This window comes from Pseudomonas sp. 29, from assembly GCF_002754355.1.
Lineage (GTDB): Bacteria > Pseudomonadota > Gammaproteobacteria > Pseudomonadales > Pseudomonadaceae > Aquipseudomonas > Aquipseudomonas neuropathica.
This window is the reverse complement of the sequence record NZ_PEEY01000001.1, coordinates 4,640,783-4,657,826: the sequence shown is the minus strand read 5'-3', so window position 1 is coordinate 4,657,826 and position 17,044 is coordinate 4,640,783. Positions and strand designations below refer to the sequence as shown.

Here is a 17,044-nt window from a genome sequence, read left to right as displayed (position 1 = left end):
GTGAAGATGCGCGTTATGACTCGCAGGTCACGCTATTTTGCCGAATCGGTGCAGATCGGGTTATTCGACCAACGACCAGTCCAGCGGTGTGCCGCGCTTGATCGGGGCGCGGGCGCGGTGACCAAGAACAGCGTCGGTGTGCTTGGGCGGCAAGCCGAGACCGGGGCGAATGGCGCGCAGATTGTCCCCGCTAAAGGTGTCACCGGCGGCCATGTCGGCCGTGACGTACAGCGAGCGGCGATAGACCAGCGACTTGCGCTCGGCCTCGGTAACGCCGTAATGCACCTGGCCCATGGCTTGCCAGGCGCGCTCGGTTTCCACCACCAGGCTGGCCATTTCCGCCGGTTCCAGCGAGAAACTCGCATCGACGCCACCTGCTGAACGGTCGAGGGTGAAGTGTTTTTCCACCACCGTCGCCCCCAGCGCCACCGCAGCCACCGACACGCCTACGCCCATCGAGTGGTCGGACAGCCCCACCTCGCAACCGAACAGTTCCCGCAGATGCGGGATCGTGCGCACGTTGCTGTTGAGCGGTGTCGCCGGGTAGGTGCTGGTGCATTTGAGCAAGACCAGATCCTTGCAGCCGGCTTCACGCGCGGCGCGCACGGTTTCATCCAGTTCAGCGATGCTGGCCATGCCCGTGGAGATGATCAGCGGTTTGCCGGTGGCGGCCACGCGGCGGATCAACGGCAAGTCAGTGTTTTCGAAACTGGCGATCTTGTAGGCCGGCACATCAAGGCTTTCGAGAAAGTCAACGGCGCTGTCATCGAACGGTGTCGAGAACGCGAGCATCCCCAGTTCCTTGGCACGAGCAAAAATCGGCGCGTGCCATTCCCACGGTGTATGGGCTTTTTCATACAAATCGTAGAGCGAAGTACCCGCCCACAGACTGCCCGGATCCTTGATGAAGAATTCGCCTTCAGCCAGATCCAGGGTCATGGTTTCGGCGGTGTAGGTTTGCAGTTTCAAGGCATGTGCCCCGGCCTTGGCCGCCGCGTCGACGATTTGCAGGGCCACGTCCAGCGACTGGTTATGGTTGCCGCTCATCTCGGCGATGATGAAGGGCGGCGCATCGGCACCGATCAAGCGGTTACCAATCTTGAAACTAGTCATCGGGGTGATCCTTCAAAACACGGGTGAACGTACAGGCACTCTGAGTGAACCCGGCGTCATGAAACACATTCAACGAGGCACGATTGCCCGGCAGTACCTGAGCGGTAATGGCGGTCAATTGCGGCCAGTGGCGGGTGACGAACGCTTCGCCCCGCGCCAGCAACGCCTTGCCCCAACCCAGGCCGAAACGCCCCTCAAGCAGATAGATTGATACTTCGGCAGCAAACCCGCGCAGGTCATAACGCAGCACACCGACCGGGCCGTCATCGGCTTCGGCGATCAACAGTAAACGCTGCGGATTACGCAGACTGGCGGTCAGCCAGTTGACGTGCTGCGACCAGTCGATTTCAGCGCTCGCCAGCGACCAACGCCGCACCGGTTCGGCATTGCGACCATCGAACAACAGCCGTGCATCCTCTAACGTGACGGGACGGATGGCCAGCACTGCGCCGGCCAGAGCGGCAGCAACGCGCAGCGCTCCGCGTCCATCGACCAGTTGCCGCGAGCGTTCGGCCAGGCCCTGTCGCAAATAATAATTGTCGGCGACGAAGCCGATGGCGTCGCGCAACTGCTCGACACTGACCTGCTCACGGGCGCCCATGAAAACATGTGCCCCCGTTACGGCCATGACTTCGCCGTTGGCCTGCTGGTTGTTCGACACGGCAATGCAAATTGTCGGCAAGCCCAACGCCGCGCGCTCCCAACTGGTGCCGCCACCGGCGCCGACAAACAGGTCGGCTTCGCTCATGCGCTGGTAGAAATCGCTGACAAAACTGTGCAGACGCCAGTTCGGCCGTGTCTCGGCCAATGCCTGCATCTGCGCCCACGCCGGATTATCGGCGCCAGCGACGAAGTCCACCTGCAGCTCGGTGAAATCCGCCAGGGCCAGCATCGCGTGGTGGGTTTGCATTGCGGCATCGAATCCACCGAAGTTCACCAGTATCCGGCGCGCCTTTGGCTTGATCTCGATGGCAGGGCAGTTGAATTCTTCGCGCAACAGCGCATAACGCGGCCCGAGCAACGTGCGACAACCTTCGGGCAGCAACGGCGCATAGTTTTCACTGAGGCCGGAAAGATTCTGATTGAGCAACAAATCGACGCTGTAGCGCCGGGTGGCAAGATCATCCACCGCTGCAATTCGATGCGCCCAGCGCCGTGCAGCGGTTTGCCAATGATGATCGAGACCGTAATGGTCGACGATGATCCAGTCAAACTCGGCCTGACCTTCAAGCTGCGAGCCCAGCGCATCAATGTCGGCCTGCCACGGCAGCATCGATTCGATGGCTTGCTGTGGATCTTCATTGGCGTAGCGCTCAGGCAGCGCGAACGTTTCGAAACCCTCGGCGCGCAATGCCTCCAGACGATGTCCCGGCAACCGTCGACAGGCGAAGGCGACATGACTGCCCTGCGCGCGCAGCACTCGCGCCAGCGGCAGGCAGCGGGCGATGTGGCCGCTGCCGATGGTCGGCGAGGCGTCCGCGCGAATCAGCACTCTCATTGCAGTTCTCCACCAGCCTTGAGCGCGGCGTAAAGGTATTCGGCGCGTTTCCAGTCTTCGGCGGTATCGATGTCCTGGACCAGATGCCGGGGCAGAATCACCGGCAGGCTGGCTGGCGAATAGAGCACCTCGCCGCGCAACCACGCCTCACAACGGCCCCAATAAAACTGACCGGCATCCTGAAAAGCTTTGGGCAGGTCCTGCGAGCGGGTGTTGCGGAACTCGGGATACAACGCGCGCAAGGCGCCCTGCTCGTCCAGCGTCAATGCCCGTTGCACCGGAAAGCCGAAATCGCAAACGGAGAACGCAAACGACTTGTCTGCATGCCGTTCCAGCAACTCCAGGCCTTCACGTAGATAACGCACCTGCAACAGCGGTGCCGTAGCGTAAATGCAGCAAGCGAAATCGAAGGGTGGCAGTTGCTCCAGCGCATGCACGATAACCGCAGCAGTGCCGGTGAAATCATCGGCCAACGCCGCCGGACGCATGAACGGCACCTGTGCACCGTGCGTTCGCGCCATCTCGGCAATCTCGGCATCGTCCGTGCTGACCACCACCAGGTCGAACAAGCCGGACTCGAGCGCGGTGCGGATCGAACGGACAATCATCGGCACGCCGTCGAATGGCAAAAGGTTCTTGCGCGGGATGCGTTTGCTACCGCCACGGGCCGGGATGATTGCGACGTTGCTCAAGGGCGCTTTTCCAACAGGAACCAAGTGATGTCGTCCACAGGAAACTGCGGATCGCGGTGATAGACGAAACCATAATCCAGCAAGTGCAAATCGGCATAGCGATCGAGCATTTCACCGGCAAAGTCGCGCTTGAACAGCTTGCCGCTGTTGCCACGATAGGACACCTCCACCGGTGCCGGATTGTAATACTCGGCGATCAGGATGTAGCGCTGGCTCAACGCGTACAACTGCGCATAAGCAGTCGGCAACAGCTCCGGGGCCAAGTGAATCAGCACGCCTTTACTCAGTGTCAGGTCGTAGCGGCGCTCGCGCGGGAAATCGAACAGCGAGCCTTGCCAGATCTGCGCAATGTCCAACGCCCGAGCTTGAGCACAGGCGCTTTCATTGATCTCGACGCCGAACAGTTCACAGCGCGGCAGCAGTTGATGCAACGCCTGCAAATTGTTGCCGGCATTGGTGCCCAGCTCAACCAGACTCTCGATACCTGCAGCCCGGCTCAGCGCTTTGGCAAACAGCGCCAGGTTCGCCGCCACTAGCGGCTGACCGACATTGCGCGCGACGTACTGGTTGCCGAAGTCGCCCTGCCAGAACTTTTCCTGCTCACTCAAATGACGCATTGCAGATACTCATCCATTGCCTCAGCGGCAATTATTCGGTCAGCCGACGCAATTGCTCGACCACGTAATCCTGTTGCGCATCGCTCAACAGCGGAAACAGCGGCAGGCTGATCGCCTCGGCGTAATAACGCTCGGCCTCGGGGAAATCGCCCTCGGCGAAACCCAGGTCGCGATAGTACGGCTGCAGGTGCACAGGAATGTAGTGCAGATTCACGCCAACACCGGCAGCACGCAAGCCTTCAAACACCTGACGATGACTGAGGCCGATGCGGTCGGTCTGCAGCCGAATCACATACAGGTGCCAAGCCGACTCCGCCTCGGGCTGAGAGCTGGGCAACGTCACCGGCAGATACGCCAGCAAGCGATCGTATCGCGCCGCGAGTTCACGACGTCGGGCGATGAAGTCGTCGAGTTTGCTCAGTTGCGACAAACCCAGCGCGGCTTGCAGATCGGTCATGCGGTAATTGAAACCCAGCTCGATCTGCTGGTAGTACCACGGGCCGTGGCTCGGTTCGCTCATCTGCTGCGCATCGCGGGTCATGCCGTGGCTGCGCAAACGCTGCAAGCGCTCAGCCAGTTGCGGCCGATTGGTCAGCACCATGCCGCCCTCGGCGCTGGTGATGATTTTCACCGGATGAAAGCTGAACACCGTCATCGCTGCGAACTCACCGCAGCCGACCGGCCGCCCGGCGTAGGAGGCACCGACCGCGTGAGACGCATCTTCGATCACGGTGAAGTTGTAGCGCTCGGCCAGTTCGGCAATCTTGCGCATGTCACAGCTCTGCCCGGAGAACGCCACCGCTACTAGCACTTTGGGCAAAGTTCCGTCCTGCTCAGCCTGATCGAGTTTCGCTTCGAGAGCGAACGCATCAAGGTTCCAGGTCAGCGGATCAATGTCGACGAAATCAACCTCGGCACCGCAATACCGTCCACAGTTGGCCGAGGCAAGAAAGGTGTTTGGCGTTGTCCACAAACGATCACCCGGCCCCAGGCCTGTGGCCAGACAGGCAATGTGCAGCGCCGCTGTGGCGTTGCACACCGCGACGGCGAAGTCAGCCTGGCAACGCTCGGCCATTGCCTGCTCGAAACGCTCGATGCTCGGCCCTTGGGTCAGCCAGTCCGACTGCAGCACTTGGACGACGGCATCGATGTCTGCCTGATCGAGGCTCTGCCGACCGTAGGGAATCATGCCGAGAGCTTCGCGTGCAGATCAGCGATCTGCCCGACCGAAAGGAAATGCGGATTGGTGTCGGAGCGGTACTCGAAATCCTCGCTCACGGCACGCCCCTGCTCGCCGAGTTTGTCGACGGCAAAATCAACATCGACGCTGGTAAAGCGAATCGACGGCTGGATGGTGTAGTGATCCGCAAACTCCAGGGTCATCCGCGCATCGTCCAGCGGCACCATCAATTCATGGAGCTTCTCGCCGGGACGAATGCCGACGTTCTTGTGCGGCAGGTGTTCAGCCATGCCGCGCGCCAGATCGACAATGCGGATCGATGGAATCTTCGGCACAAACACTTCACCGCCGTGCATCCGCGCAAAGCTGTCGAGGACGAATTGCACGCCGTGGTCGAGGGTGATCCAGAACCGCGTCATGCGCTCGTCAGTGATCGGCAGTTCCTGTGCGCCATCGGCGATCAGTTTGCTGAAGAACGGCACCACCGAACCACGGGAACCGGCCACGTTGCCGTAGCGCACCACGGCAAACCGCGTTTCCTGCTCGCCGGCAATATTGTTGGCAGCGACGAACAATTTGTCCGAGAGCAACTTGGTCGCGCCGTACAGGTTGATCGGGCTGGCGGCTTTGTCGGTGGACAGCGCGACAACTTTTTTCACCCCGTTGTCGATGGCGGCGGCAATGATGTTTTCCGCGCCATTGACGTTGGTGCGGATGCATTCGGTGGGGTTGTATTCCGCCGCCGGCACTTGCTTCAACGCCGCGGCATGCACCACGTAATCGATGCCGCGCATGGCCTGACGCAGACGATCGGCGTCGCGCACGTCACCAATGAAATAACGCATGCACGGCGCGTTGAACGTCTGCTGCATTTCGTACTGCTTCAACTCGTCACGGGAAAACACCACCACGCGCTTGGGCTGGTATTGCTCGAGCAGGCGCGTGATGAATTTGCGCCCGAACGAACCTGTGCCGCCGGAGATGAAAATCGATTTACCGTTGAACATATGCTGATTCCTGTCCGGCGCGCTTAAGCGAGCAACTGTGCCCAGTTGACCGAGGCATTTTCACCCAGGGTGAAACCTTTGCCGCTCAGCGCCAGGTTGGCGTTGTAAGCCGGATCCTGCGCGAAGACGGCGCTCCATTTTTCACGCAGTGCCGCCAGTGCTTCTGGCGCCTGCGGCAACTCGCCGGTATGCAGCACCTGCACCAACGGCGTCCACACGGTGAGGTAGCCGGCCTGACTCGCCTTGAGGCACAGATCGACATCGGCATAACCCTCGACGAACGTCACTTCATCCAGCCCGCCAAGCGCGTTGAACAGCTCTTTGCGCACCATCAGGCAGACCTTCGACACGGCCGAGTAATTCTGCTCGACGGCCAAGCGATGCATGTAGCCGTCTGCTGCGTGACTTTCGCCGATGAAGGCCGAACCCACGCCGTCGTTCAGGCCAAGAATCAAGCCGGCCTGGGCCACCTTGCCGTCACGGTCGACCAATTTCGCACCGACGATGCCCACTTCCGGACGCTGGGCGTGGTTGAGCAGCGAATCGATCCAGTTCGGGTTGACGACTTCACTGTCTGCGGCCAACAGCACCAGATACTCACCTTGAGCCTGCTCGCTGGCGGCGTTGTACAGCGCGACTTCGCTCAGCGGGTGATCGGCACGCAACACATTGACTTTGGCGTGGCGCAGCGTGCCCAGCCAGTCGTTGACCGCTGCCGACTGATTGGCGTTTGCCGCCAGCAACACTTCATAACGACTGTAACGGGTTCTGAGCAGCACGCCTTCCAGGCAGCGGCGCAGCACTGGCAGATCATCGATGACCGGCACAATGATCGAAACCAGCGGCTGTTCCGTGTGACGGTAATCGATTTGCCAGGTGCCCGGCGCCGTCGACGTGACCTTGGCCTTGTAGCCGCGATTGCCCAGATGACGCAGCAACGCCTGACGTTCGTGGGCGTTTTCTTCAAGCTCTGCCGCCTGAGTGATCAGCAACGGCTCGTCGAGATGCGCCAGACCGTCGAGGCCACCCTGCTCGATGATGCGCAACAGCAGGTCGAATTCCAGCGCTTTGCTGAAGTCAGCCTGATATCCGCCGGCTTCAAGCAACACTTCGCGGCGGATCAACCAATGGCGCGCCATCAGTGCCGGCACGCTTTGCAGCAGATCCAGGTTGAAACCCGGACGGAACACGTCAACCAGCGCGCCATTGTCCTTGCGCTGGATTTCATCGGTGGCCACCGCACGCACACCTTCGGCCGACATCAGCTCCAGACTGGCGCGCAACAGGCCGCTGGCGGTGAACTGGTCACCCGCCTCACCCAGCAGCAACCAATCGCTTGGCGACTGCTGAGCGCTCTGGTTGAGCTTGTCGACAAAGTTGCTTTGGGTGACACGAACAAAGTGCAGGGTGTTTTGTGCCGTCGTCGCCGCCGGTGCTTCGCCGGTGGTGAACACGACAATCCTGAACGCTTTGCAGTGACCTTCCAGCAGGCTGTCGAGCGACACCTGCAACTTGTCGATGTCGTTGTCCAGATCGAGCAGGAAAATGCCGAATTGCGGGCCACCGCCCTCAGTCGCCAGATGTTGGCCTATCGACTCGAGTTGTTCGATCGCCGGCGCGCGAGCCGCCAGCCACTGCAACAGGCGACCGGACTTCATTTTGCCGAACACTGGCTGATGATCTTCGACCAATAGCGCTTCGAGACGGGCGATCCACTCGCGCATGGCTTGCGCAGCGCTTTCGTCGCCGACGATGTCCAGTTGGGTCGCCAGACGTTTGACCACGGTCAGGTTGAACGCATTCAGATCATGGGCCTGCCATAACCGGTCAACCACACTTTCCGCCGTGTCGTTATTGCGCGCCTGCAACAGGTGCGCTTGCCGGGCCCACACGCCTTCCAGTCCTTCCAGTTGCATGCGACCAGCCGGCAGGGTGTGCAACATGAATTCGAACTGCTCCAGACGCTCAAAGAATGCTTGGTTGTAGAACGGCATTTCAACGTACTGCAGCGGGCCAAAACGACGATCCGGCGCCTTCAGTTCCTGGTTCCAGGTCGATTCGATAATCAGCTCGGCAGTCAGCGCCCGCCCGGCCTTAAGGCTGTCGGCCATTGCCTCGAAACTCTCCAGGGCAAAGGCCTTGGCCTGCCCTGCATCCAGCCCTTCGATAGCGGTAGGCAACGAGACGAGAAACTCGGCAAACGCCTCTCGTTCGGCGACCGATTTGGCGTCGACGTAGGTCAGCGAGTGATACACATCGGTATTGTGCTCGGAGACACCGTAGTTGATCTCGCGCACCACGTACGGAATCGGCAGGATGCGGGCCTTGGCACTGGCCAGCAGGTAGTAGACGTGGCCGATTTCCTGCCACTGGAAATTGGTCCCCGGCGGCAACGCCGAGTGCCAGTTTTTCATCAGATCAGTACGGGTCACCGCGTAGAACGGCGGGATGTACTGGTTCATGTAATCGAGGACGCGCTCTTGCGCCCGCTCGGACGCATAGTCTTCCTGGACTTTCTTGTCGCGGCGGTAGTAGTTCACGCCATGAGCCAATGACAGGTACATCAGGCAATAGCCGTGGCACATCCCGTAATCAGGGTTGGCATGCAGGAAACCGACGGACTCTGCCAGCGAATCATGCAGGATGAAATCGTCGTCGGCCGCCAGCACCATGTATGGCGTGGTCAGTTTCTCCACGCCATACGCCAGTTTGGCCTGCATGCCCCAGTAGGCGAACTGCGGCACATGGTGGTAATCGACGGCGTCAAAGTCGCCTTCAGGTCGTTCGAGTGTCGAATCGAGCACCATGATTCTGCAGGGCAAGCTGCTGTAATACTTCACCGCCCGGCGCAAAAACGCCGGCCGATTGTGAGTAATCAGGACGACGGTCAATAGCTCTTCGAGCGGTACCGCCAGTTCAGAACTGTACTTGCCTTGCATAACTTCTCTCCACAACCGGCGACTCGCCGAAACAACGCTTGGTGATGTTGCGAATTAACGGACGCGACGCAGATAGCCGTCCGGCGCCACGGTGATCAACAGCTTGTTCTGCAACTGCTGGTCGATCTCGAAATCCTGGTTCTCTTCCAGGTATTTCCACACGGCGGTTTTCGGGTTGTCGCCCGGGCCCCACGGACGATCCGGGAAGAAATCGGCCGGCATGTCTTCAACCACGGTGTCCATGACCACGCAGTAGCTGTCGACCGACACCAGCGGTGCGTACAGACGCAGCTCCTCCAGTACGTGATCGTGGGTGTGGTTGGAGTCCAGAACCAGAATGACTTTCTTGCCTTTGGCCGCCGCCTGCACCTGGGCAGCAATGCCGGCGTCGATGCTCGAGCCTTCGATCATCTTGATGCGCTTGGCCATCGGGTGGCTTTCGATCGCTTCGCGGTTGTGCGGGCGAATGTCGAGGTCGATGCCCAGCACTTCGCCGTGGCCCTGCAACTCCAGCAACGAGGCGTAGTAGATAATCGAACCGCCGTGGGCGATGCCGCACTCGATGACCAGATCCGGTTTGACCTGCCAGATGATCTCCTGCATGGCCATCATGTCTTGTGGCAACTGGATGATCGGACGGCCCATCCACGAGAAGTGGTAACTGTATTTGTGCTTGGCCGATTCGTTGAAGAAATCGCGGGCCAGACCCGTCAGTTTCTGGTCGTCACCCTGCTGGGCAATCTGTTCCCGGCACTCGGCTTCGAAGGCTTGGTTGATGCTGTTGTCGGTCATTTTAATAATCTCAAGGGTCACTGAAACGAAGCGCTGTCGACGGCGTGATAGACGTAGCGTCCACCGGTCATCCGCTTGATCTCTTCGAGGTAATTGGAATTCATCACAAACAGGTTGGCGCCCTCGGGCAGCGCGTCCATGGCCTCTTGCGGCGAGGACACCCGCGCGCCGCTCAACGGCAGATAACGCCCCTGCTTGGCCGGATTGATATCCACCACACGATCCACCGCCACACCGGCACGTTGCAGGAACAGCGAATAGATCACGCCTTTGGACGAAGCGCCCCAGATCGCCGAACCCTGCTCGGGGGCGGACTGAATGATCTGCACGGCGCGATCGAGGCTGGCGGTGAAACCGTCAGGCAGGCTCAGGCGCGGCACCGGTTGATCCGGAGTCAGGCGCAAGGTCGACAGGTCGGCGACGATGTACAGGTATTGGCCACCGAACAGGTGACCGGCCTCGTGCACAGTGCCGAACATCCGGCGTAGGTCATCGAGACGGAAATAATTGACGTGTTCGTAGAACAGGTCGAACCAGGCTTTGTGCTCGAGGATCCAGTCAAAGCACGGCACTTCGATGTAGATCTGTCCGCCCTGATTGGCGTTGGCCATTTCCGCGAGGAAACTGACCGGATCCTGAATGTGCTCCAGCACATGGCGCAGGACGATGGCGTCCGCTGCCAGACCCAGGCCCCGTGTGAAAGGTGCCTTGATCACGTCGGCATTCTCGCCTTCGTACGCCGGATCAATGCCGGTGATCGAATAGCCGAGGCCCTTGAGCAATTCCAGGAAATAGCCTTTGCCACAGCCGACTTCGATCAGCTCCTGGCCCTTGAAGTGCTTGGCGATGATGCCTTCGACGTCACTCAAGTGCTTCTGGAACTGGCCGGAATGCGCCTGCTCGTTCTGGTAATCGGCGTCGTAGCTGAGCTTGTCGGCGTCGAACGCCGCGTTGAAGATCAGACCGCTGCGCTCGTCCTGCACCAACAGCATGTCGGCACTGGCCGAGGCCTGCGCCGACGCGGGATCGGCAAAGGTGCGATTCTGCAGCACCGGCAGGTCGGTGACCCGGTACAACTCGTGCCTCATTGCGGCTCTCCCAATAACTGTTGCAAGCGCTCGGTCACCGCCCAGAACGCCAAGGGTTCGTGGGTCGGATATGGGTAGTGGCCGAGGTTCAGATTCAGTGTCGCGCCACGTTCGCGCAGGCGCTGTTCAACCAATGAACGCACCGACACCGGTTGGCCGCTGGCGCAATTGATCACGCCGTCGAAGTCGTGTCGTTGCAGGATCGCGGCGAGGTAACCGGCAGCGTTTTCAATCGGCAGAAAATCACGCAACTGCTCGCCGGCCGACATGTTGAACGACGCCTCACCGGTATCGATCGCCCGGTCCAGTGCCGCCAACAGGCTGTTGGGGTTCTGCCCTTCGCCATGCAGATAGAACAAGCGCGCCCACTGCAACGTGAACGGCAGTTCCTGCTGCAGGTTTTGCAAAAACAGGTGCAGCGTATGCTTGGCCAGACCGTAAGGGTTGCTCGGCTGCGGCGCGGAGCTTTCGCTGAGCGGACCGCTTTGCATGCCGTATTCGAAACAGGTGCCGGTGACCAGCACCTGCTGCACGCCCGCCTCGACCGCGCTTTTGATAAAGCGGTAATCGGCCATCAGGTTGTGCTCGAAATGGAACAGCGCCCGATAGTTCGGCAAGCCCGGCCAGGCCAGATGCGCCAGCGCATCGATACCAACGGTCAACGCAGCGACATCGAGATCGGCGGCGTGAATATCCGCGCTCACAAACTCGACGTCGTTGATCCACGGCATGCCTTGCGCGGTTTCTGCGTTGCGCGCCACGGCGCGGATCTCGCAGCCACGGGCCAGCAACGCCGCAACCAGATGGCGGCCGACAAAACCGGTAGCGCCGGTAACCAGTACCTTCACAGCACTTTCAACTCGGGCACGGCGATCACAAAGCGGCCGTCCCACTGACGCACTTGCGCCAGTTGCTGACTGACTTCGTGCAGCAGGTTCCACGGCAGCACCAGCACGTAGTCCGGTTTTTCGATGTCGATCTGCGCGGGCGCAACGATCGGAATGCGACTGCCCGGCAGGAATTTACCCTGCTTGTGCGGGTTGGCATCAGCCACCCAGGCGAGCAGGTCCGGTTTGACCCCGGCGTAGTTGAGCAAGGTGTTGCCCTTGGCCGCCGCGCCGTAACCGACTACCCGCTTGCCGTCGGCCTTGGCCTGCAACAGAAAGCGCAGCAAGTCATGCTTGATGCGTTCAGCGGCAGGCGCGAGGGTTGCGTAGTACTCGACGGTTTTTACCCCGGCCTCCAACTCGGCTTGCAGCTGTTGTTGCACCGCTGGTTGAACCGCGCGGCGTTCACCGTCCTTGCGCTGGACGAACACCCGCAGCGAACCGCCGTGGGTGGTCAGTTGGCTGACGTCGAAGACTTCCAGACCATTGCGCTCGCACAGGGTCTGCACGGCGGTCAGCGACAGGTAGGAATAGTGTTCGTGATACAGCGTGTCGAACTGCGCGCCAGCCATCAGCGTCAGCAGTTGCGGGAATTCGAAGGTGGCGACGCCGGTCGGCTTGAGCAGCGTCGCGAAGCCACCGAGGAAATCGTTGATGTCCGGCACATGGGCGAGCACGTTGTTGGCCGCCATCAGGTCAGCGCCCCAACCTTCGCTTTTCAGTTGCGCAGCAGTGTCGCAACCGAAGAACAGTTCGCGGATCTCCAGGCCTTTTTCGCGTGCCGCTTGTGCAGTGCTGCGCGTCGGTTCAACGCCCAGGCAGGCAATGCCGCGAGCGGCGACGTATTGCAGCAGGTAACCGTCGTTGGCGGCGACTTCAACCACACGGCTGTCGGCGGTCAGGCCGAAACGCTCGACCATCTCGGCGACATAGCGCTCGGCATGGGCCAGCCAGGTGCTGGAGAACGAACTGAAATAGGCGTACTCGGCGTCGAACAAGCTGTCGGCGCTGGTGTAATCCTCGGTCTGTACCAGCCAGCATTGCTGGCACACCGCGACCTTCAGCGGCACCCACTGCTCAGCCTGTTCAAGACGATCAGCGTGCACATAGGCGTTGGACGGTGGCGAGGTGCCGAGGTCGATCAGCGGCAGGCTCAGCGGTGCGGCGCACCCACGGCAGTTCATAGACGCACTCCAGCAAAGTGTTGATCGAGCGCGGGATGGCTGGAATCACGCGCTGACAAATTATTGACAGGCAACGGCCAGGCAATCGCCAGCCGTGGATCATTCACCGACAGCCCGCCCTCGTGCTCCGGCGCGTAATCGGCGCTGTGCAGGTAAAGCAGTTCGGCGTCTTCGGTGAGGGTCTGGAAACCATGGGCGAACCCGGCCGGAATCAACAGACTGCGGCCGTCGCCAACCTTCAGATGCTCGGCGTGCCAGTGCAGAAAAGTCTCGGAGTCAGGGCGCAGATCCACCGCCACGTCCCACACTTCACCGCGCAGGCAAGTGATCAGTTTGGCTTCCGGGGCATTGGCATTCTGATAATGCAGACCACGCACACTGCCCTTTTCACGGGTGCAGGAATGGTTGATCTGACGGATATGGAACTCACTGCCAAACGCACTCAGGCTGCCTTCGCAGAACAGCCGGGCAAAGTGTCCGCGCTGATCTTCGAAACGTTTGTGCTGGACGCTGAACAGTCCGGCCAGCGGCAATGCCTTCAGGGAGAATTCGCTCACAACGCGCCTCGGTACAGGTTCAGTTGGCCGAGAGTGACGTTGCGCATGTCATCGCCGTTCTGCCACGCCAGATGCCAGTCGAGGGTCTGGGCCAGACATTGTTGCAAGGTCCAGCGCGGATGCCAGCCAAGTACTTGGCGTGCGCGGCTGCTGTCCAGACGCAGCAGGCCGGCCTCGTGCAGTTCGCTTTTTTCGATGCGCAAACCGCACGCCTGCGGCCAGCGGCTGGCGAGCAATTCGACCACTTCGCCGACACTGCACATGTCCGCTTCACCCGGGCCGAAGTTCCATGCCCCGGCGTATTCCGGGCCTTGTTCGTAGAGACCGGCGGCCAGTTGCAGGTAACCGGCCAGCGGCTCCAGCGCGTGCTGCCACGGGCGCACGGCTTGCGGATAACGCAGGGTCACCGGTTCGTCGGCGCTCCACGCTTTGAGCACGTCGGGAATCAGGCGCTCCGGGGCAAAATCGCCGCCGCCCAAGACGTTGCCAGCGCGCGCGGTGGCCAGGGCCAGACCGTGCTCGGCGTACTTGTCCGCCGGGAAAAACGACGCGGCATACGACTGTGCGAGCAATTCACAGCAGGCCTTGCTGCTGCTGTAAGGATCGTGGCCACCAAGGGCTTCGTCTTCGCGATACGGCCACAGCCATTCCTTGTTGGCGTAGACCTTGTCAGTGGTCACCAGCACGCAGGCGCGCACGCAACCGACCTGACGAATCGCTTCGAGCAGGTTCAGCGTGCCCATGACGTTACTGGAGTACGTGCCGAGCGGATCGCGATAGCCTTCGCGCACCAACGGCTGAGCCGCCAGGTGCAGAACGATCTCAGGCTCGGTGTCGGCGATGATTTCCAGCAAGGCACCGAGATCCCGCAGATCACCGCGCTGATCGTTGATGCCCTCATGCACCTGCGCAAGTTCGAACAAGCTCGGCTCAGTCGACGGATCCAGGGAAAAGCCGCTGACTTGCGCGCCGAGGCTTTGCAGCCACAGGGTCAGCCAGCTGCCTTTGAAACCGGTGTGTCCGGTGACGAGGACGCGTTTGCCGCGCCAGAAATCCGCACTCAGGCCCATTGCTTCCATGGGGCCTCCCCGCTCTGCCACAGCGCTTCGAGATGGTTCTTGTCGCGCAGGGTGTCCATCGGATGCCAGAAGCCTTCGTGCTCGAAGGCTTTCAACTGTTCGTCCGCGGCCAGACGCGCCAGCGGTTCGGCTTCCCAAGTGGTGGCGTCATCGGCGATGTACGGCAGCACTTTCGGCGAGAGCACGAAGAAGCCGCCATTGATCCAGCCACCGTCACCGCGAGGCTTTTCGGTGAAGCCCAGCACTTGATCACCCTGACGCTCAAGCGCGCCGTAGCGGCCCGGCGGTTGCACGGCAGTGACGGTCGCGAGACGGCCGTGGCCTTTATGGAAATCCACGAGTTGAGCAATGTTGATATCGGAAACGCCGTCGCCGTAGGTGAAGCAGAACGCCTCTTCATCCTTGAGGTAACGGCCGGCACGCAGCAGACGACCACCGGTCATGGTTTCCTCACCGGTGTCGATGAGCGTGACGCTCCACGGCTCGCTGTAATTCTGGTGCACGTCCATGCGGTTTTCACGCATGTTGAAGGTGACGTCAGAGGTGTGCAGGAAGTAGTTGGCGAAGAAGTCCTTGATCGCATAGCCCTTGTAGCCGAGGCAGATCACGAAGTCGTGAATTCCGTGGGCGGAATACTGCTTCATGATGTGCCAGAGAATTGGCTTGCCGCCGATCTCGATCATTGGCTTGGGCTTGAGGTGCGACTCTTCACTGATGCGCGTGCCGAGGCCACCCGCCAAAATAACTGCCTTCATCGTCTCCCCTCTTGTTCTTCACCGGGCTGCGCATGGCTTTGTTGAGCGCTGCGGGCCGTCTGGCTAAACCTTTTGCCGCTCCGGGCGCCGCTGGAGTGACCGCGAGCGCTCGTTTTATGGCGATTTACAGGGGACTTGCAGGAAACGCGCCAGCTCCACAAGCCCCCTCACCCTAACCCTCTCCCAAAGGGAGAGGGGACTGACCGAGGTGTTTGGGAGAGCTACGTGATCTGGCTTAATGATTCTGGACACCCCTAAAGGGCGTTAATCTACGCCCAACGAAGAGGTGTGATTTGACCAGAAGATATTTTTCGACAGATTTCAAACGGGATGCGGCTTGCCTGGTTTTGGATAAAGACTATTCGGTGAGTGAAGCCTGCGAAGCAATGGGCGTGGGCCCTACAGCTCTGCGCCGCTGGGTTGAGCAACTGCGTGCGGAGCGCAGCGGCAAGACGCCTGAGAAGTCCAAGGCCATGACCGTTGACCAACAACGCATCCAGGAACTGGAAGCAACAATTCGACGGATTGAGCGCGAGAAGGAAATTTTAAAAAAGGCTACAGCTCTCTTGATGTCGGATTCCCTCGATCGGTAAGGCTGGTCGAGGAGTTAAGCGAGCAATATCCAAGATCCGAGTTGTGTGGCGTGTTTGGTATCAACCGCAGCAGTTATTACGAGCGTCTGAAACAGCGGGCGAAAGTGCATGTCGGACGCGATCGCCTAAAGATCAAGGCTGCCGAATTACATGAGCAAAGTCGCGGCTCAATGGGCGCGCGCAGCCTGTCAAAAGCGCTGTGTAACGAAAAAGAGTCGGTAGGTCGTTACATGGCTCGTAGCCTGATGCGCGAGCTCGGTTTGAAGAGCCAGCAACGGCGCAGGCATCGGTACAAACCCAGCGGTGCGGAGGCGCAATACGCCCCCAATCATTTGGAGCGTAAATTCAATGTCGAGGCCCCCAATCGAGTGTGGTGTGGCGACGTAACTTACATTTGGGCCGGTACTTACTGGGTTTATCTGGCTGCTGTACTTGATCTGCATGCCCGCCGCATCGTCGGCTGGGCGATGTCCAGAAGTCCGGATTCAGCTCTGACCTGTCGAGCGTTAAAGATGGCTTTCGAGTCGCGAGGACGCCCTGAAAACCTAATGTTCCATTCGGATCAGGGCTGTCATTACAGCAGTAAAGTGTTTCGTGAAACGCTGGCGGACATGCGCATAAAACAAAGCATGAGTCGACGAGGAAACTGCTGGGACAACGCCCCGATGGAGCGTTTCTTTGGCAGTTTGAAATCTGAATGGATACCCAAGGCTGGCTACCGAAACGAAGATGAGGCCAGTACCGATGTATTGCGCTACCTGACCCATTATTACAATCGGATCAGGCTGCACAGTCACAATGGCTACCGAACTCCGGTGGACATGGAGGCCCTGGCGGCATGAAAAAGGGTAAAACCCTATAACCGTGTCCAGTATCGTTTGACCAGATCAACGCCGACGTGAAAGACCGAGTCGAGCTCAGATTCTGAAACAGATCAAAAGCCCCTCACCCTAACCCTCTCCCGGAGGGAGAGGGGACTGACCGAGGTGTTTGGGAGAGCTACGCCGACGTGAAATACCGAGTCGAGCTCAGGTTTTGAAAGGCCCACAAATCGGCTCCCTCT

Annotated in this window: 15 protein-coding genes; 1 reads left to right on the top strand and 14 read right to left on the bottom strand. The window is 60.1% G+C overall.

Annotated features, from left to right (window positions below; all coding sequences use genetic code 11):
- Positions 1–60 precede the first annotated feature (60 nt).
- Genes pseI through rfbF form a run of 14 tightly spaced genes read right to left on the bottom strand, consistent with a single transcriptional unit; the run spans position 61 to position 15,388 of the window.
- Entirely contained in the window at positions 61–1,113 is a 1,053-nt protein-coding gene (pseI, locus tag CLU80_RS21580; protein WP_099758349.1) for a pseudaminic acid synthase, read from the bottom strand.
- The gene (gene pseG, locus CLU80_RS21575) at positions 1,106–2,611 is read right to left on the bottom strand and encodes a UDP-2,4-diacetamido-2,4,6-trideoxy-beta-L-altropyranose hydrolase (protein ID WP_099758347.1); all 1,506 of its coding nucleotides are present in this window, start codon (positions 2,609–2,611) and stop codon (positions 1,106–1,108) included. Before pseG ends, pseI begins: the two co-directional genes overlap by 8 nt.
- A complete protein-coding gene (gene pseF / locus CLU80_RS21570) occupies positions 2,608–3,303 on the bottom strand; it encodes a pseudaminic acid cytidylyltransferase (protein ID WP_099758346.1) in 696 nt (231 codons plus the stop codon). The genes pseG and pseF overlap by 4 nt, the downstream gene beginning before the upstream one ends.
- Entirely contained in the window at positions 3,300–3,920 is a 621-nt protein-coding gene (locus tag CLU80_RS21565; RefSeq protein ID WP_099758344.1) for a pseudaminic acid biosynthesis-associated methylase, read from the bottom strand. The genes pseF and CLU80_RS21565 overlap by 4 nt, the downstream gene beginning before the upstream one ends.
- Positions 3,921–3,951: 31 nt before the next feature.
- On the bottom strand, positions 3,952–5,109 hold the full coding sequence (pseC, locus tag CLU80_RS21560; protein ID WP_099758343.1) for a UDP-4-amino-4,6-dideoxy-N-acetyl-beta-L-altrosamine transaminase: 1,158 nt from the start codon (positions 5,107–5,109) through the stop codon (positions 3,952–3,954).
- Entirely contained in the window at positions 5,106–6,107 is a 1,002-nt protein-coding gene (pseB, locus tag CLU80_RS21555) for a UDP-N-acetylglucosamine 4,6-dehydratase (inverting) (protein ID WP_093439643.1), read from the bottom strand. The genes pseC and pseB overlap by 4 nt, the downstream gene beginning before the upstream one ends.
- Positions 6,108–6,130: 23 nt before the next feature.
- Positions 6,131–9,046 (bottom strand): TIGR00180 family glycosyltransferase, encoded by a 2,916-nt coding sequence (locus tag CLU80_RS21550; protein ID WP_099758341.1) that lies wholly within the window; start codon positions 9,044–9,046, stop codon positions 6,131–6,133.
- Between the two features lie 54 nt (positions 9,047–9,100).
- Entirely contained in the window at positions 9,101–9,838 is a 738-nt protein-coding gene (locus CLU80_RS21545; protein WP_093439633.1) for a cephalosporin hydroxylase family protein, read from the bottom strand.
- 17 nt (positions 9,839–9,855) lie between these two features.
- Entirely contained in the window at positions 9,856–10,926 is a 1,071-nt protein-coding gene (locus CLU80_RS21540; RefSeq protein ID WP_093439628.1) for a class I SAM-dependent methyltransferase, read from the bottom strand.
- Positions 10,923–11,774 carry an NAD-dependent epimerase/dehydratase family protein gene (locus tag CLU80_RS21535; RefSeq protein ID WP_099758340.1) on the bottom strand — a complete coding sequence of 284 codons (852 nt, stop codon included), beginning with the start codon at positions 11,772–11,774 and terminating at the stop codon, positions 10,923–10,925. Before CLU80_RS21535 ends, CLU80_RS21540 begins: the two co-directional genes overlap by 4 nt.
- A complete protein-coding gene (locus tag CLU80_RS21530; RefSeq protein ID WP_099758338.1) occupies positions 11,771–12,997 on the bottom strand; it encodes a class I SAM-dependent methyltransferase in 1,227 nt (408 codons plus the stop codon). The genes CLU80_RS21535 and CLU80_RS21530 overlap by 4 nt, the downstream gene beginning before the upstream one ends.
- Positions 12,994–13,554 carry a dTDP-4-dehydrorhamnose 3,5-epimerase family protein gene (locus tag CLU80_RS21525; RefSeq protein ID WP_099758337.1) on the bottom strand — a complete coding sequence of 187 codons (561 nt, stop codon included), beginning with the start codon at positions 13,552–13,554 and terminating at the stop codon, positions 12,994–12,996. The genes CLU80_RS21530 and CLU80_RS21525 overlap by 4 nt, the downstream gene beginning before the upstream one ends.
- Complete coding sequence (rfbG, locus tag CLU80_RS21520) at positions 13,551–14,633, bottom strand: CDP-glucose 4,6-dehydratase (RefSeq protein ID WP_099758336.1); 1,083 nt, start codon at positions 14,631–14,633, stop codon at positions 13,551–13,553. The genes CLU80_RS21525 and rfbG overlap by 4 nt, the downstream gene beginning before the upstream one ends.
- Positions 14,615–15,388: a glucose-1-phosphate cytidylyltransferase gene (gene rfbF / locus CLU80_RS21515; RefSeq protein WP_093439605.1), complete on the bottom strand. Its 774-nt coding sequence runs from the start codon at positions 15,386–15,388 to the stop codon at positions 14,615–14,617. The genes rfbG and rfbF overlap by 19 nt, the downstream gene beginning before the upstream one ends.
- Before the next feature lie 293 nt (positions 15,389–15,681).
- On the opposite strand from rfbF, the gene CLU80_RS21510 reads away from it, so the two are divergent.
- Positions 15,682–16,823, top strand: a protein-coding gene (locus CLU80_RS21510; protein ID WP_286079704.1) for an IS3 family transposase whose coding sequence is annotated in 2 segments (ribosomal slippage) — positions 15,682–15,943 and positions 15,943–16,823 — 1,143 coding nt in all. Because the reading frame shifts where the segments join, the coding sequence is not laid out codon by codon here.
- Positions 16,824–17,044 lie beyond the last annotated feature (221 nt).

Bases quoted from the DNA above. Each gene is read 5' to 3' on its own strand.
- rfbF (WP_093439605.1), bottom strand. From the start codon at position 15,388: ATGAAGGCAGTTATTTTGGCGGGTGGCCTCGGCACGCGCATCAGTGAA.
- CLU80_RS21565 (WP_099758344.1), bottom strand. From the start codon at position 3,920: ATGCGTCATTTGAGTGAGCAGGAAAAGTTCTGGCAGGGCGACTTCGGC.
- rfbG (WP_099758336.1), bottom strand. From the start codon at position 14,633: ATGGAAGCAATGGGCCTGAGTGCGGATTTCTGGCGCGGCAAACGCGTC.
- pseB (WP_093439643.1), bottom strand. From the start codon at position 6,107: ATGTTCAACGGTAAATCGATTTTCATCTCCGGCGGCACAGGTTCGTTC.
- CLU80_RS21530 (WP_099758338.1), bottom strand. From the start codon at position 12,997: ATGAACTGCCGTGGGTGCGCCGCACCGCTGAGCCTGCCGCTGATCGAC.
- pseG (WP_099758347.1), bottom strand. From the start codon at position 2,611: ATGAGAGTGCTGATTCGCGCGGACGCCTCGCCGACCATCGGCAGCGGC.
- CLU80_RS21540 (WP_093439628.1), bottom strand. From the start codon at position 10,926: ATGAGGCACGAGTTGTACCGGGTCACCGACCTGCCGGTGCTGCAGAAT.
- pseC (WP_099758343.1), bottom strand. From the start codon at position 5,109: ATGATTCCCTACGGTCGGCAGAGCCTCGATCAGGCAGACATCGATGCC.
- CLU80_RS21545 (WP_093439633.1), bottom strand. From the start codon at position 9,838: ATGACCGACAACAGCATCAACCAAGCCTTCGAAGCCGAGTGCCGGGAA.
- pseI (WP_099758349.1), bottom strand. From the start codon at position 1,113: ATGACTAGTTTCAAGATTGGTAACCGCTTGATCGGTGCCGATGCGCCG.
- CLU80_RS21550 (WP_099758341.1), bottom strand. From the start codon at position 9,046: ATGCAAGGCAAGTACAGTTCTGAACTGGCGGTACCGCTCGAAGAGCTA.